This is a genomic window from Enterobacter sp. AN-K1, from assembly GCF_020971765.1.
Lineage (GTDB): Bacteria > Pseudomonadota > Gammaproteobacteria > Enterobacterales > Enterobacteriaceae > Enterobacter > Enterobacter hormaechei_C.
Genome location: NZ_CP087390.1, coordinates 751,097 through 774,528, shown reverse-complemented (window position 1 = coordinate 774,528; position 23,432 = coordinate 751,097). Strand labels below are relative to the sequence as shown.

Sequence of the window (23,432 nt, the reverse complement as noted above, 5' to 3'; positions counted from 1 at the left end):
AGGTACTCAGACGTGAAAATCCTCGTTGATGAAAATATGCCTTACGCCCGTGAGCTGTTCAGCCGCCTGGGTGAGGTTAAGGCTGTCCCTGGTCGCCCGATTCCGGTCAGCGAACTGGACGATGCAGACGCCCTGATGGTGCGCTCGGTGACCAAAGTAAATGAGGCACTGCTCACCGGCAAAGGGGTTAAATTTGTCGGGACGGCAACGGCCGGGACCGATCATGTGGATGACCAGTGGCTTAAGCAGGCGGGGATTGGTTTTTCCGCGGCGCCAGGCTGTAACGCCATTGCCGTCGTGGAATATGTTTTCTCCTCGCTATTGATGCTGGCCGAGCGCGATGGTTTTGCGCTGAAAGACCGCACCGTCGGGATTGTGGGTGTGGGCAACGTGGGCGGACGTCTGCAAAAGCGTCTGGAAGCCTGGGGTATCCGCACCCTGCTGTGCGATCCGCCGCGTAAGGATAACGGCGATGAAGGCGACTTCCGCACGCTGGATGAGCTGGTCGACGAGTGCGACGTCATCACCTTCCATACGCCGCTCTTTAAAGAGGGGCCGTACAAGACTCTGCACCTGGCCGACGAAAAGCTGATCCGCCGTCTGAAGGCTGGCACTATTCTGATAAATGCCTGCCGGGGACCGGTGGTGGATAACGCGGCGCTGCTGGCATGTCTCGACGAAGGACAAGAGCTTAGCGTCGTGCTGGACGTCTGGGAACCAGAGCCGGATCTCAACGTCGCCTTGCTGAATAAGGTGGACGTGGGTACCGCGCATATCGCGGGTTATACCCTTGAAGGCAAAGCGCGTGGCACAACCCAGGTGTTTGAGGCTTACAGCGCCTTTATCGGCCATCCGCAGCAGGTGGCGCTGGATACGCTGCTGCCCGCCCCGGAATTTGGCCGCATTACCCTTCATGGCCCGCTGGATGAGGCAACGCTGAAAAGACTGGTGCATTTGGTGTATGATGTGCGCCGCGATGACGCGCTGCTGCGTAAAGTGGCGGGTATTCCGGGTGAGTTTGACAAGCTGCGCAAAAATTACCTTGAGCGCCGCGAGTGGTCTTCCCTGTATGTCATGTGCGATGACGCGTCAGCGGCGGGGCTGCTGCATAAACTGGGATTTAACGCCGTTCACCACCCGGCACGTTAATGTCTTCTTAATGCTCCCTGTCGGATATTCCGGCAGGGACGCTTTTTATTTCTGGAGTAAACCACCATGTCTGAAGGCTGGAACATTGCCATTTTGGGTGCCACTGGCGCCGTGGGCGAAGCCCTGCTTGAAACCCTTGCTGAGCGTCAGTTCCCGGTGGGTGAGATTTACGCACTGGCGCGTACCGACAGCGCAGGAGAACATCTGCGTTTCGGCGGCAAATCCGTGATGGTGCAGGACGCCGCCGCGTTTGACTGGACGCAGGCTCAGCTGGCGTTTTTTGCCGCAGGTGCGGAAGCCACGGCGTCTTACATTGAAGAAGCGACAAATTCAGGCTGTCTGGTGATCGACCTGAGCGGCCTGTTCTCCCTGGAGCCGGATGTGCCGCTGGTGGTGCCGGACGTCAACCCGTTTGTGCTGGCTGACTACCGCAACCGCAACATCATTGCAGTACCGAACAGTCTCACCAGCCAGTTGCTGACCGCGCTGAAGCCGCTGATCGACGACGGTGGCCTGTCGCGTATTTCCGTGACCAGCCTGCTTTCAGCCTCCGCTAACGGTAAAAAAGCCGTAGACGCACTGGCAGGGCAGAGCGCGAAGCTGCTGAACGGTATCCCGATCGACGAAGATGATTTCTTTGGCCGCCAGCTGGCGTTCAACATGCTGCCGCTGCTGCCGGATCGTGAAGGTTCGGTGCGGGAAGAGCGTCGTATCGTCGATGAAGCACGCAAAATTTTGCAGGATGACGGGCTGATGATCTCCGCGAATGTCGTGCAGTCTCCGGTCTTTTACGGCCACGCGCAGATGGTCGGGTTTGAAGCCCTGCGTCCGCTGGCGGCTGAAGAAGCCCGCGACGCGTTTGGCCGCGGTGAGGACATTGTCCTGTCCGAAGAGAGCGAATTCCCGACGCAGGTGGGCGACGCCACCGGCAGCGCGCATCTCTCTGTGGGCTGCGTGCGTAACGATTACGGTATGCCGGAGCAGGTGCAGTTCTGGTCCGTTGCCGACAACGTGCGTTTTGGCGGCGCGCTGATGGCGGTCAAAATCGCGGAAAAACTGGTGCAGGAGTATCTGTACTGATGTCAGATGTGGAACAAAAGCCGGTCCACAGAATTGCCCTCGGCATTGAATACGATGGCAGTAAATACTATGGCTGGCAGCGGCAGAATGAGGTGCGCAGCGTCCAGGAGAAGCTGGAGAAAGCGCTCTCTCAGGTGGCGAACGAACCGATAAGCGTCTTCTGTGCGGGCCGCACCGATGCCGGCGTTCACGGCACGGGGCAGGTGGTGCATTTTGACACCACCGCCGTGCGCAAAGACGCGGCCTGGACGCTGGGTGTAAATGCGAATTTGCCTGGTGACATTGCCGTGCGTTGGGTGAAAGCTGTGCCGGATGATTTTCACGCGCGTTTCAGCGCGACGGCGCGGCGCTACCGTTATGTCATCTATAACCAGCGCCTGCGCCCGGCGGTGTTAAGCCAGGGCGTGACGCATTTTTATGAACCGCTGGATGCAGAACGTATGCAGCGTGCGGCGCAGTGTCTGATTGGAGAGAATGATTTTACGTCGTTTCGTGCGGTGCAGTGTCAGTCCCGTACGCCGTGGCGTAACGTCATGCACATTAACGTCAGTCGTTATGGCGCGTATGTGGTGGTGGATATCAAAGCCAATGCCTTTGTACATCATATGGTGCGGAATATTGTAGGCAGCCTGATGGATGTGGGCGCCGGACACCAGCCGGAGAGCTGGATTGCAGAACTGCTGGCAGCGAAGGACAGAACGCTTGCGGCAGCAACGGCGAAAGCGGAAGGTCTGTATCTGGTTTCGGTGGATTATCCGGACCGGTTCGACCTGCCAAAACCGCCAATGGGCCCGCTGTTTTTAGCGGACTAAACAAAGGTGCAATTAGGGCTTAGACAATATGGACGTAATACGTTTTCTGATTGATTTCATCCTGCATATTGATGTTCACCTGGCGGAGCTGGTCGCGCAGTACGGCGTCTGGGTGTACGCCATTCTGTTCCTCATTCTGTTCTGTGAAACCGGCCTTGTGGTTACGCCGTTCCTGCCGGGAGATTCACTGCTGTTCGTGGCGGGCGCGTTATCCGCACTGCCAACGAATGACCTGAATGTCCATCTGATGGTGGTCCTGATGATCATCGCCGCGATTGTTGGTGATGCGGTCAACTACACCATCGGGCGGGTGTTTGGCGAGCGGTTGTTCAGTAATCCGGACTCGAAGATTTTCCGCCGCAGTTATTTAGATAAGACCCATGCGTTCTATGAGCGCCATGGCGGTAAGACCATTATCCTTGCCCGTTTTGTGCCTATTGTGCGTACATTTGCACCGTTTGTGGCGGGAATGGGTCACATGTCCTATCGTCATTTTGCCATGTACAACGTGGTGGGCGCGCTGCTGTGGGTGCTGCTGTTCACCTATGCAGGCTACCTGTTTGGCGATCTGCCGGTGGTTCAGGAAAACCTTAAGTTACTGATTGTAGCGATTATTGTGCTTTCCGTACTGCCTGGCGTCATCGAAATTATCCGTCACAAACGCGCGGCGGCAAAGCAAGCGAAGTAAATGCATGCTGGCGGTTCGACCACTTTTTTATCCAAAGTTTCGGGCTGTTATGTTTTAATGTGCAACATTCATGGTCTGTTGGAGGCAAAAATGGCATTATTCGCCTCTTACAGCAAAACTGGCATACGACCAGGTTCAGGCAGAAAGGTTATCAATGAGCTGGATTGAACGAATTAAAAGCAACATTACCCCAACGCGTAAAGCGAGCATTCCTGAAGGGGTATGGACGAAGTGTGATAGCTGCGGCCAGGTTCTGTATCGCGCAGAGCTGGAACGCAATCTTGAGGTGTGTCCGAAGTGTGACCACCATATGCGTATGTCGGCGCGCAACCGCCTGCATAGCCTGCTGGACGAAGGTTCTCTGGTAGAACTGGGCAGCGAACTGGAGCCAAAAGATGTGCTTAAGTTCCGCGACTCCAAAAAATACAAAGATCGTCTGGCCTCTGCGCAGAAAGAGACCGGCGAGAAAGACGCGCTGATCGTCATGAAAGGCACCCTGCACGAGATGCCGGTGGTTGCCGCCGCGTTTGAGTTCTCCTTTATGGGCGGCTCAATGGGCTCTGTGGTTGGCGCGCGCTTCGTGCGTGCCGTTGAGCAGGCGCTGGAAGACAACTGCCCGCTGATCTGCTTCTCCGCCTCCGGTGGCGCACGTATGCAGGAAGCGCTGATGTCCCTGATGCAGATGGCGAAAACCTCTGCGGCGCTGGCGAAAATGCAGGAGCGCGGTCTGCCGTACATCTCGGTACTGACCGATCCAACCATGGGCGGCGTTTCTGCAAGCTTCGCGATGCTGGGCGACCTGAACATCGCTGAGCCAAAAGCGCTGATCGGCTTTGCGGGTCCTCGCGTTATCGAGCAGACCGTACGTGAGAAACTGCCGCCGGGCTTCCAGCGCAGTGAGTTCCTCATTGAGAAGGGCGCCATCGACATGATCGTCCGCCGTCCGGAAATGCGCCTGAAACTGGCAAGCGTCCTGGCGAAGCTGATGAATCTGCCGGCGCCGAACCCGGACGAGCCGCGCGAAGGCGTGGTGGTACCGGATCAGGAACCCGAGGCCTGATAACTGAAAAGGGCAGGGCCGAATGGCGCTGCCCTTTTGCTTTCTAAACCGTTAATGACAACCGGGCATCATGGAAAATAAAAGCATTCCTCAAGCCACGTCGCCCCTGGCCGCGTGGCTTTCTTATCTGGAAAACCTGCACAGTAAAACTATCGACATGGGCCTTGAGCGCGTAAGCCAGGTTGCCGCGCGTCTTGACGTGTTGAAACCCGCGCCTTTCGTATTTACCGTGGCCGGCACTAACGGTAAAGGCACCACCTGCCGCACGCTGGAATCTGTCCTGATGGCGGCGGGGTACAAGGTTGGCGTTTACAGCTCGCCGCATCTGGTGCGCTATACCGAGCGCGTGCGCGTGCAAAACACCGAGCTGGCGGAATCCGCCCATACGGCGTCGTTTGCCGCTATCGAAGCTGCGCGCGGCGAAACCTCATTAACCTATTTCGAATACGGCACCCTGTCGGCGCTGTGGCTGTTTAAGCAGGCGCAGCTGGACGTGGTGATCCTGGAAGTGGGGTTGGGCGGGCGTCTGGATGCCACCAATATGGTGGATGCGGATGTCGCCGTCGTCACCAGCATCGCGCTGGATCACACCGACTGGCTGGGCCCGGACCGCGAGAGCATTGGCCGTGAGAAGGCCGGTATTTTCCGGGCCAATAAGCCTGCCGTGGTAGGCGAACCGGACATGCCGCATACCATTGCTGAGGTAGCGAAAGAGAAGGGCGCTCGTCTGCTGCGTCGCGGCGTGGACTGGCAGTATGAGGTGCAGGACAAAGGCTGGCGCTTCAGCGATGCGCAGGGCGTGCTGGAGAATCTGCCCCTGCCGCAGGTGCCACAGCCTAACGCGGCGACTGCGCTGGCAGCCCTGCGCGCCAGCGGATTAGCGGTAAGCGAGCAGGCAATCCGCGACGGCATTCAGAACGCACTGTTACCGGGACGTTTTCAGATTGTGAGTGAGTCACCGCGTCTGATTCTGGATGTTGCACATAACCCGCATGCGGCGGCGTACCTCGCAGGACGTCTCAAATCGTTACCAAAAACCGGGCGCGTGCTGGCGGTTATCGGTATGCTTCATGATAAAGATATCGGCGGCACGCTGGCCTGCATGGAGAGTGTGGTCGATAGCTGGTATTGTGCTCCTCTGGAAGGGCCGCGCGGCGCGACTGCTGAGCAGTTGATGGAACATCTCGGCAAAGGCGAAATCTACAGCAGTGTGGTTTCGGCCTGGCGTGCCGCGATGGCGGAGGCTAAACCAGAAGATACCGTGCTGGTGTGTGGGTCATTCCACACGGTGGCACATGTCATGGAAGTGATGGACGCGGGGAGAACCGGTGGCGAGTAAGTTTCAGAACCGTTTAACAGGAACCATTGTGCTGGTCGCGCTCGGGGTGATTATTCTCCCGGGACTGCTCGACGGGCAAAAAAAGCATTACCAGGATGAATTTGCGGCCATTCCGCTGGTACCCAAACCGGGCGATCGCGACGAGCCCGATATGCTGCCAGCGGCAACGCAGGCGCTGCCTGCCCAGCCGCCAGAAGGTGCAGCGGAAGAGGTGCGCGCAGGTGATGCAGCCGCGCCGTCTCTTGATCCGTCGCGTCTGGCCGCGAATAACAACGTTGAAATCGATCCTGTACCGGTAGAGCAACCCAAACCGGTTGAAAAACCGAAGCCGGTAGAGAAAACGCAGCCTAAACCGCAGCGTGACAAAGCCGACGAGCAGCTGGCTGCGGCAACGGAAACGCCGCCACCGGCCAAACAGACCCAGCAGGAGGCCGCCCCTACGGGTAAAGCCTATGTCGTTCAGCTCGGTGCGTTGAAAAATGCAGATAAGGTCAATGAGATCGTGAGTAAACTGCGCGGCGCGGGATACCGTGTTTATACTTCACCCACCACGCCAGTACAGGGTAAAATTACCCGTATCCTCGTGGGGCCGGATGCGTCTAAAGATAAGCTCAAAGGTTCGCTTGGCGAGCTGAAGCAAATCTCCGGCCTGAGCGGTGTGGTGATGAACTACACCGCAAACTGATAGAAATTACCCCCTCACCCTAAACCTCTCCCCAAAGGGGCGAGGGCCGGGGTGAGGGGGAGACAGACGTTCACAGAAACGTCAAAGGTGCGGTGGCGTTGAGCATTTTTTCAGCGCCTTTTTTATTTACGCGTGGGAAGGAAATCCCTACGCAAACGTTTTCTTTTTCTGTTAGAATTCGCCCCGAACTGGATGACAGGGCGTTTAATCGTGGGACACATATGGTCTGGATTGATTACGCCATCATTGCGGTGATTGGTTTTTCCTGTCTGGTTAGCCTGATCCGTGGCTTTGTTCGTGAAGCGTTATCGCTGGTAACCTGGGGTTGTGCTTTCTTTGTTGCCAGTCATTACTACACTTACCTGTCTGTCTGGTTCACGGGCTTTGAAGATGAACTGGTCCGAAATGGAATCGCCATCGCGGTGCTGTTTATCGCGACGCTGATTGTCGGCGCTATCGTCAATTACGTGATAGGTCAGCTGGTCGAGAAAACCGGTCTGTCAGGAACGGACAGGGTACTCGGCATCTGTTTCGGCGCGTTGCGAGGCGTGCTCATTGTGGCCGCGATCCTGTTCTTCCTGGATACCTTTACCGGGTTCTCCAAAAGTGAAGACTGGCAAAAATCGCAGCTCATTCCGGAGTTCAGCTTCATCATCAGATGGTTCTTTGACTATCTGCAAAGCTCGTCGAGTTTCTTGCCCAGGGCATAAACCCTGAGATGTGGCTTAACGAGGAAAAGACGAATGTGCGGTATTGTCGGTATCGCCGGTTTCATGCCGGTAAACCAGTCGATTTATGACGCGTTAACGGTGCTTCAGCACCGTGGGCAGGATGCTGCGGGTATCATCACCATTGACGCAAACAACTGCTTCCGTTTACGCAAGGCGAATGGCCTGGTAAACGATGTGTTTGAAGCCCGCCATATGCAGCGTCTGCAAGGTAATATGGGGATCGGTCACGTTCGTTATCCTACTGCTGGCAGTTCCAGCGCCTCTGAGGCTCAGCCTTTTTACGTTAACTCCCCGTATGGCATCACGCTTGCCCACAATGGCAATCTGACCAATGCCCACGAGCTGCGTAAAAAGCTGTTCGAAGAGAAACGTCGCCACATTAACACCACCTCTGATTCTGAAATCCTGCTCAATATCTTTGCCAGCGAACTGGATAACTTCCGCCATTATCCGCTGGAAGCAGACAACATTTTTGCCGCCGTTGCCGCGACTAACCGCCTGATCCGTGGCGCGTATGCTTGCGTGGCGATGATCATCGGTCACGGCATGGTGGCCTTCCGCGATCCAAATGGCATTCGCCCGCTGGTGCTCGGCAAACGTGACCTCGGCGATGGCCGTTCCGAGTACATGGTTGCCTCCGAAAGCGTGGCGCTGGACACTCTGGGCTTCGAATTCCTGCGTGATGTCGCGCCAGGCGAAGCGGTCTACATCACTGAGAAGGGCCAGCTGTTTACCCGTCAGTGCGCCGACAACCCGGTGAGCAACCCGTGCCTGTTCGAATACGTTTACTTCGCGCGTCCGGACTCGTTCATCGACAAGATTTCCGTTTACAGCGCGCGCGTCAACATGGGGACGAAGCTGGGCGAGAAGATTGCCCGCGAGTGGGACGATCTCGACATTGATGTCGTGATCCCAATCCCTGAAACCTCCTGTGATATCGCGCTGGAAATTGCCCGTATTCTGGACAAGCCGTACCGTCAGGGCTTCGTAAAAAACCGCTACGTGGGCCGCACTTTTATCATGCCGGGCCAGCAGCTGCGTCGTAAGTCCGTACGTCGTAAGCTGAACGCTAACCGTGCCGAGTTCCGCGACAAGAACGTGCTGCTGGTGGACGACTCCATTGTGCGCGGCACGACGTCTGAGCAGATCATCGAGATGGCGCGTGAGGCCGGGGCGAAGAAAGTGTATCTCGCCTCCGCAGCGCCGGAAATTCGCTTCCCGAACGTGTATGGCATTGATATGCCAACCGCTAACGAGCTGATTGCTCACGGTCGTGAAGTAGACGAAATTCGGCAGATCATCGGTGCCGACGGCCTGATTTTCCAGGATCTGAACGATCTGATCGACGCGGTGCGCGCCGAGAACCCGGATATTCAGCAGTTCGAATGCTCGGTATTCAATGGGATCTACGTAACGAAAGACGTTGACCAGCAGTATCTCGACTATCTGGATTCGCTGCGTAACGACGATGCGAAAGCCGTCCAGCTGCAAAACGATCTCGAAAGCTTAGAGATGCACAACGAAGGTTGATGCGTATGCAGGTGAGGGCGCTCGCCCTCACTTGCAACTCCCCGTAAAATCCTGCACAGTCTGCCCTGAAATCAGCAAGGGCGAAAATCATGAAACGACTCATTGTAGGGATCAGCGGTGCCAGCGGCGCGATTTATGGCGTCCGGCTTTTACAGGTGCTGCGTGACGTTGCAGGCGTAGAAACCCATCTGGTGATGAGCCAGGCGGCGCGTCAGACCCTCTCTCTTGAAACCGATCTCTCACTGCGCGACGTTCAGGCCCTGGCTGACGTTGTCCACGATGCCCGCGATATCGCCGCCAGCATCTCTTCGGGCTCGTTTAAAACGGCCGGCATGGTTATTTTGCCCTGTTCGATTAAAACTCTTTCCGGCATTGTAAACAGCTATACCGACACGCTGGTGACGCGTGCAGCGGATGTGGTGCTGAAAGAGCGTCGTCCTCTGGTGCTTTGCGTGCGGGAAACGCCGCTGCACCTGGGACATCTGCGTTTAATGACGCAGGCAGCCGAACTGGGGGCCGTGATTATGCCGCCGGTCCCCGCGTTCTATCATCGTCCGCAAACGCTGGACGATGTCATCAACCAGACCGTTAACCGCGTACTGGATCAGTTCGATATCGACCTGCCGGAAGATCTCTTTACCCGCTGGCAGGGGGCGTGAAGCTGTGCACAAACAAGGTGCATGAAAAGACAATTTGCCCTGTTTCAGGGCAAAACTGCAACCGCGATCATATCCTCGACATTTAATTCGCTTTTTCCCTTTTTCTCTTTCCGGTTCGTTCGGCAGACCTGCTATCTTTCACCATTAAGGCAGTATCGCAACGTTTTATTAACATATTTAACGTCGAAATTTTAACCCGACGACAATGTGGCATAAGACCTGCAAGAACAGCCTGCAACACAACACACAACATAAACCATAATAAAATCACGGTTCTTGAGGGTAAATGTATGAAGAAGACGGTTCTGGCTCTGTCTTTGCTCGTGGGCTTGAGTGCAGCAGCAAGTAGCTATGCAGCGCTTCCACAGACAGTTCGTATCGGTACAGACGCAACCTACGCGCCATTCTCCTCCAAGGATGCGAAAGGCGACTTCGTGGGGTTTGATATCGATCTGGGAAATGAGATGTGCAAACGCATGGAAGTGAAATGCACATGGGTGGGCAGTGACTTTGACGCGCTGATCCCGTCGCTGAAAGCCAAGAAAATTGATGCCATTATCTCTTCTCTCTCCATCACGGAAAAACGTCAGCAGGAGATCGCCTTCTCTGAGAAGCTCTACGCTGCCGACTCACGTCTGATTGCCGCGAAAGGCTCGCCAATCCAGCCGACCATCGACTCGCTGAAAGGCAAACATGTTGGCGTGCTTCAGGGCTCGACCCAGGAAGGTTACGCCAATGCTAACTGGCGCGAGAAGGGCGTCGATGTTGTGGCTTACCAGAACCAGGATCTAATCTACTCTGACCTGGCGGCAGGCCGTCTGGATGCCGCGTTTCAGGATGAAGTCGCCGCGAGCGAAGGCTTCCTGAAACAGCCTGCGGGTAAAGAGTACGCCTTTGCCGGCCCGTCGGTAAAAGACAAAAAATACTTTGGCGACGGTACCGGTATTGGCCTGCGTAAGGATGATACCGAGCTGAAAGCCGCCTTCGACAAAGCGTTTAATGAGCTGCGTAAAGACGGTACCTACGACAAACTGGCGAAGAAATACTTCGATTTCAACGTCTACGGTGATTAATGCCTGAATAAGATGCACTGAAGTGGTGCATCTTAACGGGGTTATGTTCCAGTATGGTGCAACACATGCACCATACTGGATCGCTGTGTGCATAGTTAAGCATTTAAAATGCAAAAATTCCCGTTCAAAGGCATTAATCTTTGCCTGAATGAGGGGATTAATGGCACATTAACAACACCCCGTCGTCGTAAAAATCTCGTATTAAGACAGTTTGTTGAGGACAGATATGAAAAAACTGGTGTTGTCACTTTCTCTGGTACTGGCTTTTTCCAGCGCCACCGCGGCATTCGCAGCAATTCCGCAGAAAATTCGTATTGGAACTGACCCAACCTATGCGCCTTTCGAATCGAAGAATGCGAAGGGGGAACTGGTCGGTTTTGACATTGATCTGGCTAACGAGCTGTGCAAACGCATTAAAGTGCAATGTACCTACGTTGAAAACCCGCTGGATGCGCTGATCCCGTCCCTGAAAGCGAAGAAAATTGACGTGATCATGTCCTCCCTGTCCATCACAGAAAAACGTCAGCAGGAGATTGCCTTCACGGACAAACTCTATGCGGCGGACTCACGTCTGGTGGTGGCGAAATCCTCTGACATTCAGCCAACCCTTGAATCTCTGAAAGGCAAACGCGTGGGCGTGTTGCAGGGTACGACGCAGGAAACCTACGGCAACGAGCACTGGGCGCCAAAGGGGATTGAAATTGTCTCTTACCAGGGCCAGGAAAACATCTACGCAGACCTCACGGCAGGCCGTATTGACGCGGCATTCCAGGATGAAGTGGCGGCAAGCGAAGGCTTCCTGAAACAGCCTGTGGGTAAAGATTACAAGTTCGGCGGTCCGTCCATTAAGGACGAAAAACTCTTTGGCGTCGGTACCGGTATGGGCCTGCGTAAAGAAGACAACGAACTGCGTGAAGCCCTGAACAAAGCGTTCGCCGAGATGCGCGCGGACGGCACCTATGACAAGCTGGCTAAAAAGTACTTCGATTTTAACGTTTACGGCGGCTAATCGCCCCGTCTGATAACGTGCGGCCCCTCCCGTTGCGGGAGGGGAAAAGACACGGTTCCACCACTCACGAGACGACAGGGCACGCGGTATGCTGTACGGATTTTCTGGCGTTATTTTACAGGGCGCGCTTGTCACCCTTGAGCTGGCTATCAGCTCCGTGGTGCTGGCGGTGCTGATAGGCCTGGCGGGCGCGGGGGCAAAATTATCCGCCAACAGACCGCTGGCGCTGATATTTGAAGGCTATACCACGCTGATTCGCGGCGTGCCTGACCTGGTGCTGATGCTGCTGATCTTTTACGGCCTGCAAATCGCACTTAACGGCGTGACGGATGCCATCGGCATGGAGCAGATCGATATCGACCCGATGGTGGCCGGTATTATTACCCTTGGTTTTATCTACGGTGCCTATTTCACTGAGACTTTCCGCGGCGCTTACATGGCCGTGCCGAAAGGGCATATTGAAGCGGCGACCGCCTACGGTTTTACCTCCTCACAAACGTTTCGCCGGATCATGTTCCCGGCCATGATGCGCTACGCGCTGCCGGGCATCGGTAACAACTGGCAGGTTATTCTCAAGGCTACGGCGCTGGTCTCCCTGCTGGGTCTGGAAGATGTGGTGAAGGCCACGCAGCTGGCGGGTAAAAGCACCTGGGAACCGTTCTATTTTGCGGTGGTCTGCGGCGTAATTTATCTGGTCTTTACGACCGTCTCCAATGGTGTGCTGCTTCTGCTCGAACGTCGCTACTCCGTGGGTGTGAAGAGGGCTGACCTGTGATTGAGATTATTCAGGAGTACTGGAAATCCCTGCTGTGGACGGATGGCTACCGCTTTACTGGCGTGGCCATCACGCTGTGGCTGCTGATCTCCTCGGTGGTAATGGGCGGCATTCTGGCGGTGTTTCTTGCCATTGGCCGCGTGTCGAACAATAAATTTATCCAGTTCCCTATCTGGCTATTCACCTACGTGTTTCGCGGTACTCCGCTGTACGTGCAACTGCTGGTGTTCTATTCCGGGATGTACACGCTGGAGATCGTGAAAGGCACCGAGATGCTGAACGCGTTCTTCCGCAGCGGTCTGAACTGTACGGTGCTGGCGCTGACCCTCAATACCTGCGCCTATACCACCGAGATCTTCGCCGGGGCCATCCGTTCTGTGCCGCACGGTGAGATCGAGGCGGCGCGCGCGTACGGCTTCTCGTCCGTGAAGCTCTACCGCTGTATTATTCTGCCTTCGGCGCTGCGTATTGCGCTGCCGGCCTACAGCAACGAAGTGATTTTAATGCTGCATTCGACGGCACTGGCGTTTACCGCCACGGTACCGGATCTGTTAAAGATTGCCCGCGATATTAACTCTGCCACCTACCAGCCGTTTACGGCGTTTGGCATTGCGGCAGTGCTCTATTTGATCATTTCTTACGTCCTGATCAGTCTGTTTCGTAAGGCTGAAAAACGCTGGTTGCAGCATATAAAACCGTCGACGCACTGAGAATTTATGATGGCTGAGAACAAATTAAACGTAATTGATTTGCACAAGCGCTACGGCGAACATGAAGTGCTGAAAGGGGTGTCGCTGGAGGCTAACGCGGGCGACGTGATCAGTATTATCGGCTCATCAGGTTCGGGTAAAAGTACCTTCCTGCGCTGCATCAACTTCCTCGAAAAGCCGAGCGAAGGATCGATTGTGGTGAGCGGACAGAACATTAATATGGTCCGTGATAAAGACGGCCAGCTTAAAGTGGCGGATAAAAACCAGCTGCGCCTGCTGCGTACACGCCTGACGATGGTGTTCCAGCACTTCAACCTCTGGAGCCACATGACGGTGCTGGAGAACGTGATGGAAGCGCCGGTTCAGGTGCTCGGCTTAAGCAAGCAGGAAGCCCGCGAGCGTGCGGTCAAATACCTGGCGAAAGTGGGTATCGACGAGCGGCAGCAGATCAAATATCCGGTGCACCTGTCAGGGGGGCAGCAGCAGCGTGTTTCCATCGCCCGTGCGCTGGCGATGGAGCCGGAAGTGTTGCTGTTTGACGAACCGACTTCCGCGCTGGATCCTGAACTCGTTGGCGAAGTGCTGCGCATCATGCAAAAGCTGGCGGAAGAGGGCAAAACGATGGTGGTGGTGACGCACGAGATGGGCTTCGCCCGTAACGTTTCTAACCACGTTATCTTCCTGCATCAGGGGAAAATTGAAGAGCAGGGTCATCCGGATGAGGTGCTGGCGAACCCGCAAAGCCCGCGGTTGCAGCAGTTCCTGAAAGGCTCGTTGAAGTAGGTTTGGCCTTTCTCCCTCTCCCTGTGGGAGAGGGCCGGGGTGAGGGCATCAGGCCGCAGAGCCGCCCAATTGCCCGGTGGCGCTTCGCTTACCGGGCCTACAAAACCCGTAGGCCGGGCAAACGCAGTGCCGCCCGGCATTCAACACTCCAGCCGATACACCCAGTCGTCATACCGTACGCCGTTAATCTCGTACGCCTTCTCCAGCACCTGCGTGCGCACAAAACCCGCTTTCTCAAGGACCCGCACCGACCCAACGTTATCTGCCAGCACGTACGCGTTTATCGCCTTCACGCCCGTCTGGTTAAATGCATACTCGCACACCGCGTGCAGCGCCTCGCTGGCAATGCCTTTTCCCTGCGCGGCAGGCACAACCGTGTAGCCAATATCCGCCTCTTCACGGTTCGCCGCACTGATTTGCAGGCCGATATCCCCGAGCGGCGTAACGTCGTTATGCAGGCGGATCACAAAGACATGCTCCGCCATCAGGCGCGCGGCAAATACGCGGCGCGTCTCTTTTTCCGGCGTGATAGCGGCCATATAGCGCATGATGGCGGGGTCTTCACGCAGAGAGCGGAAGAACGCCCAGTCAGAAGGTTCGAAAGGGGTGAGGTGAAGCCGGGTTGTAGTGATGGTTGCCATAGTTACGCCATTCCGATGGATCAGGCTTATTACCTTAACACCGGAATGGAACTGGCAAACAGAATGGATTTTTGTGATGAGGGACTAGCGTTTGGTTCTCATGAGCTTCGAACGATCGACATAGTTGCCATATTGATCGTAATAGCGACTGGGCCAGATCGATGCCGCATCTCTTTCAAGAGCATCCGCGATGATCTTTTCCCCCTTGGGCCACGGCCTGGAGAGCGCGTTTGCAAGCGTAGAAGAACTTAAACCCGCCTGGCGTGAAAGAGCTGCAAGTGACAGCTTACGCTTGTGGAGCATGGCGATGATATCTGCTGGGTGCATGTCCTGATTTCTATTCATACATTTTCCTTTATATATGATTTTGTTAAAATTGCAGATACAAATACTAAGTAATACTTAGTACAATTTCAATAACGGGATACCAGAATCATGACTCTATTTCCAGATTTTGAAGAGTCATCATGCTTCCCCATCGACTTAAAGCGGCGCGACTGAAAGCCGGACTATCGCAGCAAAAACTTGGGATCCTTGCGGGGATTGATGAAGCGACGGCTAGCGCACGTATGAACCAGTATGAGAAGGGGATCCACACGCCTGACTTTGCACTGGCATGCAAGTTGGCGGATGTGCTGAATATCCCGGCTTGTTATTTTTATACGGTTGAGGATGACTTGGCTGAATATATTGAAAATTATAAAAAAGCCAACTCGTAAATAGTTGGCTTTGATAATTATTTAACGGAGATGATCGAGATAAGGTGAGTGTAGATTTAAAAATATATCTCGCCAGTTTTGGGGAAGGGTACTAAAATCAGCTCCCCATTCGTCCTGTATAAAATTATATGCTTTATATGGTTTATCCTTTGAAGGCGCATCATAGCCGAGAAGATCTTCTATACAATTATTAATCATTATTCTACGTGCCTCACCTGTTTCGGCTAAAATCAATGGATTAATTAATTCCGCTTTAGGTGTGCCTATATCAGAATCGTGTAAAAAGATGTAGTCAATTCCTAATGCATTAAGATATTTAGCCATGGAAATCATAACTGACTTTCCTCTGACGCGCAAAACCTCGCAATTACCTATAGCAATAGATTTTTGCTCCGGAGATAATCTTTTAATAGTTTCTCTTACCACAACTTCTTCTGTATCACCTTCGACAAATATACATTTATTTGTAAAAAATATTCTAGCAATATAATCATCTATCTTCAGAAGCATTTTAAGATTTAATTTTTCATTCCCTGTTAAACTTGTGAATGCTTTTTCAAGATTAAAAGAATGTGTGGAAGTGAAATCATTTTCGCTTACAGAGAATTTAGTGAGGCTTAAACTAGTATCAGATCCTAAATTTATCATATAAGGAGAATGTGTTGTCGCTACAATTTGACTTATGCCCGATGCGAATTGATAAATCGTATCTCTCATCTGGCTTGTAGCAGCAGGATGCAAATATATTTCTGGTTCTTCAAAGCATAAAATTGTTGATCTTTGGGATTCCTCATGCGCATTCAAATAATCTTGTATAAATCTAATCAACTGAAAAGCAGTGCATCTAATAATCCCATGGCCTTGATAACTTACTGAAGTTCTGACATTACTTTCCATCTCAACATTAAATAATGGTTTAATTACTTTATCTGCATCATCTAAATTTGCGGTAACATGTATAGATGCATTAGGGAATAAAGAATGTGCCATCTTATTGAGATCTTGTATTAAGCGTCCGAAATCTGTTTCCCTGTCCTGTGGATTCATTTCTCTGGCTAGTAAGGAAAGATGTTGCTGAGCTTGGGTGTAGTTATCAGATTTGTTTCTAACACTTTTGAATAGGTCGCCTAGGAGATTTAATAGAGCACCATTTTGGTTGGTTAATTCAGACATGCAAGATTCGGCTGGGATGATAATTACCTTCGGCAGTTTAGATATTATATTTCCTGGAATGCCTCCTGGGTTTTTTACCCAAGTTGCTTCAGAATCTGCAACAACATCCCATAGTTGCGGTAGTTCGTTTGCTTTTTCTTTATTTGCTTTTGTATTCAACGATGACGTTAAATTATCAACCCCGAAATGCTCTATTAGAAATTCAATGGTAAAATCCTCGCCTTCAAGTTCTGAAGGGGTTTGCGCTGCAACATACTTGTCACTTCTGTTTTTATTTTTCTCCATTATGAAAATTTCAGGTTTTGTGCTTGTAATACTCCACACTTTCCTGTAAACAATTTTATTAGTTGTTTCTCCTGGTAAAGGGTGTTCATTCCTAATGATTCTACCCTTAAAACCTATCCATGCTTCCGCTTCGTCAGGAATATTATGGTATTCTCCTATTATTTCTATCGTTTCTTGTTTTATGTAATCATCACGTTCTTGATTAAAGCATTTAGAATAATCATCTGATGAAGGGTTGATGTTTTGATGGAGTAATTGCAATGCCCTAAAAACACTAGACTTTCCAGCATTATTGGAACCAATTAAGAACGTTGCATCTCTAAAGTTTATTGTGCAGTCTTTTAATTTTCTAAAATTTTTTATACTTAAATTATCCAAACGCATTTAAATTTCCTTATAGATTTATTTGTTTTATAGCCTAACAAAATTACTATAAGTCACTAGTTAAAATGCTGTCAGATGTCTCATTATTTATTTTATCTTACCACATCCCCCAGCGCTTCTTCCAGGTCATACCAGCGGAACGTAAACCCGGCCGCTTCCAGCCGTTTTGGCAGCGCGCGCTGCCCGCCCAGCACCAGCACCGAAGACTCACCCATCAACAGACGAATCGCCGTCGCAGGCACGCGCAGCACCGCCGGGCGATGCAGGGCATGGCCCAGGGCGTGAGCAAACTGTTCATTACGTACGGGGTAAGGGGATACCATGTTAAATGGCCCGCGCAGATCGTTATCCAGCAGCCAGAGAATGCCGTTGACCATATCCTCGATATGGATCCACGCCAGATACTGACGACCATTGCCGATGGGCCCGCCAAGCCCCATTTTAAACGGCGGCAGCATTTTACCGAGAATACCGCCCTTCGGCGCAAGTACCACGCCGGTGCGCAGCAGGCAGACGCGGGTACGATCGCTTTGCGCCGCGCAGGCGATGCGCTCCCACTGGGCGCAGAGTTTATGGGTAAACTCGTTGTGCGGCGGCTCCTCTTCGGTCACCACCACTTCACCGAGATCGCCATAGTAGCCTGTAGCAGAGCCGGAAATCAGCACCGAAGGCGGCGTCTCACTGTTGCGAATCAGCTCAACCAGCCTTTCGGTCATGTTCCAGCGGCTGCTGCATAAACGCTGTTTTTGCTCTTCGGTCCAGCGTTTATCGGCGATAGGTTCGCCAGCAAGGTTGATGACGGCGTCAAAGCCGTTCAGATCCTGCCTTTCCGCCAGGCCTTTCCAGATCTCAACGCCGACTCCCAGCACCTGGCGCGCTTTCTCCGGGCTGCGCGTGACCACGGTAATGTCGTGATGCAACGCCTGCAAACGTGGAATGAGATGGCGACCAATCAGGCCCGTACCGCCGGTGAGCAGGATCTTCATACAACCTCCAGGTTTACGCCTGGCGCTGCCAGCTTAACGTCATGGAGACGGAGTCGGCGTAGCGCAGGGCGTGAAGTTTATCGATCTCCACTTCAGCATAAGTGACCCAGTGGTGTTCGCGTGCGATGTCGAGCACATCCTGAGTTAATTTTTCCAGTAGCGCAAAACGGTTGTTCTCAACGTACTGGATGATGCTTTTGGTGATCGTGCGATAGTTCAGCGCGTCATTGATGTCCTCGCTGGCACGCGCCTTGTCTGCCGGGTAGTGGATCACTACATTCACCACGATATCCTGGCGATTCGCGATCTCCTCCTCTTTGATACCAATGAACGTGCGTAAGCGTAAGTTTTTTATACGAATAATAGCGTCATGCTGGGACATTGCAGGTCTTCTCCGTGTCAGTATTTTCACCTCATCATACATGAGGAAAACACCTGCACCCAACGGGGCGCAGGCTCAAATCTGATGGATTTTTTGCATGGCGCGTTCGGTGGCCGGGCGCGTCCGGATGCGCTCAAACCAGTTGTTCACTGCCGGATAAGTGGCCAGATCGATCCGGTGGCGTTCATGGGTGTTAATCCACGGCCAGCAGGCGATATCTGCAATGCTGTAATGCTCACCTCCCAGCCACGGTGATTTTTCCAGCCGACGGTTCAGGACCCCGTACAGGCGCTGGGTTTCGACCTGATATCGCTCAATGGCGTAAGGGATCGTCTGCGGCGCATAGGCGGTAAAGTGGTGATTCTGCCCCAGCATTGGCCCCAGGCCGCTCGACTGCCAGAATAACCATTGCAGCGTGTGATGACGCTCGCGCAATTCACCGCTCAGGAGCTTGCCGGTTTTCTCTGCCAGATAGAGCAAAATCTCTCCAGACTCAAACAGGCTTAACGGTTTGCCGCCGTCAGAAGGCAGGTTATCAATGATGGCCGGAATTTTATTGTTGGGCGATATGGCCAGAAAAACGGGGCGGAACTGGTCGCCTTTACTGATATCCACGCGAATGATCCGGTAGTCCACTTCGGCTTCTTCGAGAAAGAGGGCGATCTTATGGCCATTAGGGGTGGGGGCATAATAGAGATCTATCATTCTCAACTCCTGTCAGTGCGAATAGTGTTGCCATAAAAAATCAGTATAGGTGCTTGTTGTAAATCGTGAGTTTTCATCAAGTGACAGCGAGGCAAAGAGATTATATGTTGAGTGAAAACCGATCAGCCGATGAGGATGTTATGAGCCAGCCTGTAATAACGTTGTGGTCCGATGCGAACTTTTTTTCTCCTTATGTCATGAGCGTTTATGTGGCGCTGGCAGAAAAGGGGCTTACTTTTAGTCTGAAAACCGTCGACCTGGACAGCGGCGAACATCTGAAGCCCCAGTGGCAGGGCTACGCGCTCACCCGCCGTGTCCCTGTGCTGGAGATTGACGGTTTTGAGTTGAGTGAATCCTCGGCGATTGACGAGTACCTTGAGGACCGCTTTGCCCCGCCTGAGTGGGAACGCATCTATCCTCACGATCTGCAAAAGCGCGCCCGCGCCCGCCAGATCCAGGCGTGGCTGCGTAGCGACCTGGTGCCGATTCGCACAGAACGCTCCACGGATGTGGTGTTCGCTGGCGTTAAAAAGCCTGCCCTCAGCGAGGAGGGCTTATCCAGCGCCCGGAAGCTGATCGAAACTGCGTCATCGCTGCTGGCGCAGGGTAACCCCAACCTGTTTGGCGAGTGGTGTATTGCCGACACCGATCTGGCGCTGATGCTCAATCGCCTGATCCTCAACGGCGATGACGTCCCACAGCGGCTGGTGGATTACGCCACATTCCAGTGGCAACGCGCATCGGTACAGCGCTATCTGGCACTCTCTGCTAAGCGCGCGGGCTGATAAGGCGGGGCGCTTGAGGTATGATAGGGGCAGTCTGAATTCCCGAGGAGTAACTGATGAAACTGATGTTTGCGTCGGATATTCATGGATCGCTGCCCGCGACCGAACGCGTGCTTTCTCTGTTCGCCCAAAGCGGGGCGCAATGGCTGGTGATCCTGGGCGATGTGTTAAACCACGGCCCACGCAATGCGTTGCCGGAAGGCTATGCTCCCGCGCAGGTGGCGGAAAAACTTAATCATTTTGCCTCGCGCATTATCGCCGTTCGCGGCAACTGCGACAGCGAAGTTGACCAGATGCTGCTGCATTTTCCCATCACCGCTCCCTGGCAACAGGTGTTGATGGAAAACAGCCGTTTGTTCCTGACCCACGGGCACCTGTTCGGCCCGGATAACCTGCCGTCACTCGCCGCTGGCGATGTCCTGGTTTATGGTCATACTCATATTCCGGTGGCGGAAAAACGCGGGGCGTTTTATCACTTTAATCCCGGGTCTGTCAGCATTCCTAAAGGCGGCAATCCGGCAAGCTACGGCATGTATGAAGACGGGACATTAAGCGTTATCGCACTTAATGATCAGCAAGTTATTGCGCAGATAGCGATTAATCCGTAAGTTACACCACAACTGCAAACGCGCCAAAAGAGCGCTTAGACGAGAAGGTTTCCCGATGGTGGAGCAGAATCATTTGGCAAGTACTGAGTGGGTTGACATTGTCAGCGAAGAGAATGAAGTGATCGCGCAGGCCAGCCGCGAACAAATGCGTGCGGAGCGTCTGCGTCACCGCGCGACGTACATCGTTGTTCATGACGGCATGGGCAAGATTCTGGTCCAGCGTCGCACCGACACCAAAGATTTTCTTCCTGGTATGCTGGATGCCACAGCAGGTGGCGTTGTGCAGGCCGATGAAGTATTGCTGGATTCCGCGCGTCGTGAAGCGGAAGAAGAGTTAGGTATCGCTGGCGTGCCGTTTGCCGAGCACGGGCAATTTTATTTCGAAGATGAACATTGTCGCGTCTGGGGCGGGCTGTTCAGCTGCGTTTCCCACGGACCTTTCGCCTTGCAGGAAGAGGAAGTGAGCGAAGTGTGCTGGATGACGCCGGAAGAGATCACCGCGCGTTGCGACGAGTTCACGCCGGATTCCCTTAAAGCACTGGCGCTGTGGATGACCCGCAACGCCAAAAACGAATCCGCTAAACCGGAAAATAAGGCGGAAAAAGAGGAAGAGGCTGAGTAAGCCTTAACAGCTTTCCCGCATACACAGGCTGGACGCGATGGGTTTATGATCGCGCCAGTCTCCGTCATTCAGACGTTCCAGTAACGCTTTCCCGGCTTCAATCCCAATCTTGCGATGCGGTACTGCCATCGTTGTCAGCGGCGGCTGACAGACGCGGCTGACGTCGCTGTCACCAAAGCCCACGACCGCTAAATCGTCCGGCACTTTGATGCGTCGACGCTGGCACTCATACAGCGCGCCGCAGGCCAGTTCATCTGATACGCACACCAGCGCATCCAGTTCCGGCCACGCCAGCAGGAACTCTGGCAATTGTGCCGCACCGGTGGAGAAGTTCGGCGGCATGGCGGCATTAATCACTCTGTTCGGCGACAGGTGGTGGCGCAGCATCGCCTTGTACCAGCCCTGCAAATGCTGCTGAAAAATCCACTGCTCCTGGTTAGCGCACAGCAGGCCGATATTCTGGTAACCGCGCTGAATCACCATTTCGGTAAGCTCATACATGGCGGCGACGTTATCAATCCCGATATTCATATCAATCGGATCGGCACGCATTGCACCCATTTCCATCACCGGGATAGAGGCGTTTTTCAGCCAGTGGCGTACGGTATCGGAGTGCTCGACGCTGAGCAGTATCGCCGCGGCGATATTCGAGGCCAGCAGCGTTTCAAGCAGTTTCTCTTCCTGTTCAAGACGATGCTGAGATTCCGCCAGCATGATCTGATATCCGGCTGGCTGGAGCACCTGCTGTAGTCCGGCGAACATCTCGGAACAGCCAGCTTCGGAAAGGTTGGGAACAACCATCGCAATCGTCCATGACGACGCCGATGCCAGTGCGCTGGCGGCAAGATTGGGCATATAACCCAGCTCCTGCACCGCGGCTTCAATTTTTTCACGCAGTTTATCGGAAACCTGTTCGGGCGTGCGGAGGGCACGGGAAACAGTCATCGTGCCTACGCCGGCAAGCTGTGCGACATCCGCGAGCGTTACTTTTCCGGTACTGCGCCGTTTTCGGGTTAAAGACATACATCTTCCTGCTGACAGGACGCGATTCAGTTTCATCCTTCATTTTACGTGACAGGCAGTATACGCCTTAAATCCCTTTTTTTGCTGTGATTTCGCACCATGATAGCAATTTGATAGCGCTATCACAGTTCTGCATGTTAGTCGTTGGTAGCGCTATCTTTGTGATCGCGATCGCAGTCATTGATTGATGGGTTGAATAGAGTTTGCCCATGTCTGGTCTTTAGCGGGAGTGAAAAATGCTCAAAAAGTGGATATATGATACAACCATCATCCTACAGGATAGCGTTGAAAGCTGGCCCCAGGCGCTGGAACTGTGCGCGAAACCGCTGCTGGATTTGCAGGTCATTGCGCCGGAATATGTCACGGCTATCATCGAGCAGCACCAGGCGTTAGGTCCCTACTATGTGCTGGCTCCAGGGCTGGCAATGCCACATGCGCGACCGGAAGAAGGGGCGAAAGGACTTGGCCTGTCATTATTAAAACTAAAACAGGGCGTCTCTTTTGGTGCCGGTGAGTTTGACCCCGTCGATGTGATTGTGATGCTGGCGGCACCGGACAAGCATAGCCATATCGAAATGCTCTCAGCCTTAGCGGAATTATTTTCCAGCGACGAAGATATGGCTGAATTACATCGGGCGAATACGCTGGAGGAGATAAAAACCGTTATCGATCGCTTCTGATTTAATTATTTAATCCGATTCATCTCAACATTACGCGTCAGCGTGATGGGACGTACTCTACTTAAAAAAGGGGATAACAATGAAAATCATGGCTATTTGCGGCTCCGGCCTGGGCAGCAGTTTTATGGTCGAAATGAATATTAAAAAGGTGCTCAAAAAACTGGAAATTGAGGCCGAGGTTGAACACTCCGATCTCTCCTCGGCCACGCCGGGCGCGGCGGACCTGTTTGTAATGGCGAAAGACATTGCCGCCAGCGCCAGCGTGCCGGAAAGCCAGCTGGTGGTAATCAACAATATCATCGATATCAACGAACTCGAAGCGCAGCTGCGCGCCTGGTTCGAAAGACAATAATCCT

Annotated in this window: 28 protein-coding genes; 21 read left to right on the top strand and 7 right to left on the bottom strand. The window is 53.4% G+C overall.

Annotated elements, in window-relative coordinates:
- The first annotated feature begins 12 nt into the window (after positions 1 to 12).
- The 15 genes from pdxB to hisP all read left to right on the top strand — a co-directional run bounded on the left by pdxB (position 13) and on the right by hisP (position 14,083).
- Positions 13 to 1,149 (top strand): 4-phosphoerythronate dehydrogenase PdxB, encoded by a 1,137-nt coding sequence (pdxB, locus tag LOC22_RS03680; protein ID WP_017692991.1) that lies wholly within the window; start codon positions 13 to 15, stop codon positions 1,147 to 1,149.
- Between the two features lie 66 nt (positions 1,150 to 1,215).
- On the top strand, positions 1,216 to 2,229 hold the full coding sequence (locus LOC22_RS03675; RefSeq protein WP_015572252.1) for an aspartate-semialdehyde dehydrogenase: 1,014 nt from the start codon (positions 1,216 to 1,218) through the stop codon (positions 2,227 to 2,229).
- Positions 2,229 to 3,041, top strand: coding sequence for a tRNA pseudouridine(38-40) synthase TruA (gene truA, locus LOC22_RS03670; protein WP_048219725.1), 813 nt, complete (start codon positions 2,229 to 2,231; stop codon positions 3,039 to 3,041). Before LOC22_RS03675 ends, truA begins: the two co-directional genes overlap by 1 nt.
- A gap of 28 nt (positions 3,042 to 3,069) precedes the next feature.
- Positions 3,070 to 3,729, top strand: a complete 660-nt coding sequence (locus LOC22_RS03665; RefSeq protein WP_003861406.1) for a DedA family protein — start codon at positions 3,070 to 3,072, stop codon at positions 3,727 to 3,729.
- Positions 3,730 to 3,883: 154 nt separating this feature from the next.
- Positions 3,884 to 4,789 carry an acetyl-CoA carboxylase, carboxyltransferase subunit beta gene (gene accD, locus LOC22_RS03660; protein ID WP_014884667.1) on the top strand — a complete coding sequence of 302 codons (906 nt, stop codon included), beginning with the start codon at positions 3,884 to 3,886 and terminating at the stop codon, positions 4,787 to 4,789.
- Positions 4,790 to 4,859: 70 nt separating this feature from the next.
- On the top strand, positions 4,860 to 6,128 hold the full coding sequence (folC, locus tag LOC22_RS03655) for a bifunctional tetrahydrofolate synthase/dihydrofolate synthase (protein ID WP_023295092.1): 1,269 nt from the start codon (positions 4,860 to 4,862) through the stop codon (positions 6,126 to 6,128).
- Positions 6,118 to 6,813 carry a cell division protein DedD gene (gene dedD / locus LOC22_RS03650; RefSeq protein ID WP_230239366.1) on the top strand — a complete coding sequence of 232 codons (696 nt, stop codon included), beginning with the start codon at positions 6,118 to 6,120 and terminating at the stop codon, positions 6,811 to 6,813. Before folC ends, dedD begins: the two co-directional genes overlap by 11 nt.
- Positions 6,814 to 7,034: 221 nt before the next feature.
- Positions 7,035 to 7,523 (top strand): colicin V production protein, encoded by a 489-nt coding sequence (gene cvpA, locus LOC22_RS03645; protein WP_000262116.1) that lies wholly within the window; start codon positions 7,035 to 7,037, stop codon positions 7,521 to 7,523.
- 33 nt (positions 7,524 to 7,556) lie between these two features.
- Positions 7,557 to 9,074, top strand: coding sequence for an amidophosphoribosyltransferase (gene purF / locus LOC22_RS03640; protein WP_006811407.1), 1,518 nt, complete (start codon positions 7,557 to 7,559; stop codon positions 9,072 to 9,074).
- Positions 9,075 to 9,163: 89 nt separating this feature from the next.
- Entirely contained in the window at positions 9,164 to 9,733 is a 570-nt protein-coding gene (locus LOC22_RS03635; RefSeq protein WP_015572254.1) for a UbiX family flavin prenyltransferase, read from the top strand.
- A gap of 290 nt (positions 9,734 to 10,023) precedes the next feature.
- Positions 10,024 to 10,806 carry a lysine/arginine/ornithine ABC transporter substrate-binding protein ArgT gene (gene argT, locus LOC22_RS03630; protein ID WP_015572255.1) on the top strand — a complete coding sequence of 261 codons (783 nt, stop codon included), beginning with the start codon at positions 10,024 to 10,026 and terminating at the stop codon, positions 10,804 to 10,806.
- A 226-nt stretch (positions 10,807 to 11,032) separates the two neighbouring features.
- On the top strand, positions 11,033 to 11,815 hold the full coding sequence (gene hisJ / locus LOC22_RS03625) for a histidine ABC transporter substrate-binding protein HisJ (protein WP_023295090.1): 783 nt from the start codon (positions 11,033 to 11,035) through the stop codon (positions 11,813 to 11,815).
- 88 nt (positions 11,816 to 11,903) lie between these two features.
- Entirely contained in the window at positions 11,904 to 12,590 is a 687-nt protein-coding gene (locus LOC22_RS03620) for a histidine ABC transporter permease HisQ (protein ID WP_015572256.1), read from the top strand.
- Positions 12,587 to 13,300 carry an ABC transporter permease gene (locus LOC22_RS03615; protein ID WP_003861424.1) on the top strand — a complete coding sequence of 238 codons (714 nt, stop codon included), beginning with the start codon at positions 12,587 to 12,589 and terminating at the stop codon, positions 13,298 to 13,300. Before LOC22_RS03620 ends, LOC22_RS03615 begins: the two co-directional genes overlap by 4 nt.
- A gap of 9 nt (positions 13,301 to 13,309) precedes the next feature.
- The gene (hisP, locus tag LOC22_RS03610; RefSeq protein WP_003861426.1) at positions 13,310 to 14,083 is read left to right on the top strand and encodes a histidine ABC transporter ATP-binding protein HisP; all 774 of its coding nucleotides are present in this window, start codon (positions 13,310 to 13,312) and stop codon (positions 14,081 to 14,083) included.
- A 140-nt stretch (positions 14,084 to 14,223) separates the two neighbouring features.
- Here the strand turns inward: hisP and LOC22_RS03605 are convergent, their stop codons facing one another.
- Positions 14,224 to 14,724: a GNAT family N-acetyltransferase gene (locus LOC22_RS03605; RefSeq protein ID WP_045343827.1), complete on the bottom strand. Its 501-nt coding sequence runs from the start codon at positions 14,722 to 14,724 to the stop codon at positions 14,224 to 14,226.
- Positions 14,725 to 14,808: 84 nt separating this feature from the next.
- Complete coding sequence (locus LOC22_RS03600) at positions 14,809 to 15,069, bottom strand: helix-turn-helix domain-containing protein (protein WP_045343824.1); 261 nt, start codon at positions 15,067 to 15,069, stop codon at positions 14,809 to 14,811.
- A 122-nt stretch (positions 15,070 to 15,191) separates the two neighbouring features.
- Between LOC22_RS03600 and LOC22_RS03595 the strand changes: the two genes are divergently transcribed.
- On the top strand, positions 15,192 to 15,443 hold the full coding sequence (locus tag LOC22_RS03595; protein WP_045343822.1) for a helix-turn-helix transcriptional regulator: 252 nt from the start codon (positions 15,192 to 15,194) through the stop codon (positions 15,441 to 15,443).
- A gap of 21 nt (positions 15,444 to 15,464) precedes the next feature.
- On the opposite strand, the gene LOC22_RS03590 is transcribed toward LOC22_RS03595, so the two are convergent.
- The 4 genes from LOC22_RS03590 to yfcG form a co-directional block, all read right to left on the bottom strand.
- Positions 15,465 to 17,285, bottom strand: coding sequence for an ATP-dependent nuclease (locus LOC22_RS03590; protein ID WP_230239365.1), 1,821 nt, complete (start codon positions 17,283 to 17,285; stop codon positions 15,465 to 15,467).
- Positions 17,286 to 17,377: 92 nt separating this feature from the next.
- Positions 17,378 to 18,271, bottom strand: coding sequence for a TIGR01777 family oxidoreductase (locus tag LOC22_RS03585; RefSeq protein WP_045343816.1), 894 nt, complete (start codon positions 18,269 to 18,271; stop codon positions 17,378 to 17,380).
- Positions 18,272 to 18,284: 13 nt separating this feature from the next.
- Entirely contained in the window at positions 18,285 to 18,653 is a 369-nt protein-coding gene (gene folX / locus LOC22_RS03580) for a dihydroneopterin triphosphate 2'-epimerase (protein WP_003861432.1), read from the bottom strand.
- 75 nt (positions 18,654 to 18,728) lie between these two features.
- Positions 18,729 to 19,358, bottom strand: coding sequence for a GSH-dependent disulfide bond oxidoreductase (gene yfcG / locus LOC22_RS03575; RefSeq protein WP_230239364.1), 630 nt, complete (start codon positions 19,356 to 19,358; stop codon positions 18,729 to 18,731).
- A gap of 140 nt (positions 19,359 to 19,498) precedes the next feature.
- Between yfcG and yfcF the strand changes: the two genes are divergently transcribed.
- Genes yfcF through yfcD form a run of 3 tightly spaced genes read left to right on the top strand, consistent with a single transcriptional unit; the run spans position 19,499 to position 21,373 of the window.
- Positions 19,499 to 20,143, top strand: coding sequence for a glutathione transferase (gene yfcF / locus LOC22_RS03570; RefSeq protein WP_047053276.1), 645 nt, complete (start codon positions 19,499 to 19,501; stop codon positions 20,141 to 20,143).
- Between the two features lie 56 nt (positions 20,144 to 20,199).
- Complete coding sequence (gene yfcE, locus LOC22_RS03565) at positions 20,200 to 20,751, top strand: phosphodiesterase (protein ID WP_017692997.1); 552 nt, start codon at positions 20,200 to 20,202, stop codon at positions 20,749 to 20,751.
- A 55-nt stretch (positions 20,752 to 20,806) separates the two neighbouring features.
- Positions 20,807 to 21,373 carry an NUDIX hydrolase YfcD gene (gene yfcD / locus LOC22_RS03560; protein WP_006811396.1) on the top strand — a complete coding sequence of 189 codons (567 nt, stop codon included), beginning with the start codon at positions 20,807 to 20,809 and terminating at the stop codon, positions 21,371 to 21,373.
- Positions 21,374 to 21,376: 3 nt separating this feature from the next.
- Here the strand turns inward: yfcD and LOC22_RS03555 are convergent, their stop codons facing one another.
- A complete protein-coding gene (locus tag LOC22_RS03555; RefSeq protein WP_017692998.1) occupies positions 21,377 to 22,396 on the bottom strand; it encodes a LacI family DNA-binding transcriptional regulator in 1,020 nt (339 codons plus the stop codon).
- A gap of 236 nt (positions 22,397 to 22,632) precedes the next feature.
- Between LOC22_RS03555 and LOC22_RS03550 the strand changes: the two genes are divergently transcribed.
- Together LOC22_RS03550 and LOC22_RS03545 are read left to right on the top strand one after the other, a co-directional pair.
- Positions 22,633 to 23,076, top strand: a complete 444-nt coding sequence (locus LOC22_RS03550) for a PTS sugar transporter subunit IIA (RefSeq protein WP_230239363.1) — start codon at positions 22,633 to 22,635, stop codon at positions 23,074 to 23,076.
- A gap of 79 nt (positions 23,077 to 23,155) precedes the next feature.
- On the top strand, positions 23,156 to 23,428 hold the full coding sequence (locus LOC22_RS03545) for a PTS sugar transporter subunit IIB (protein ID WP_003861447.1): 273 nt from the start codon (positions 23,156 to 23,158) through the stop codon (positions 23,426 to 23,428).
- The last annotated feature ends 4 nt before the right edge of the window (positions 23,429 to 23,432 follow it).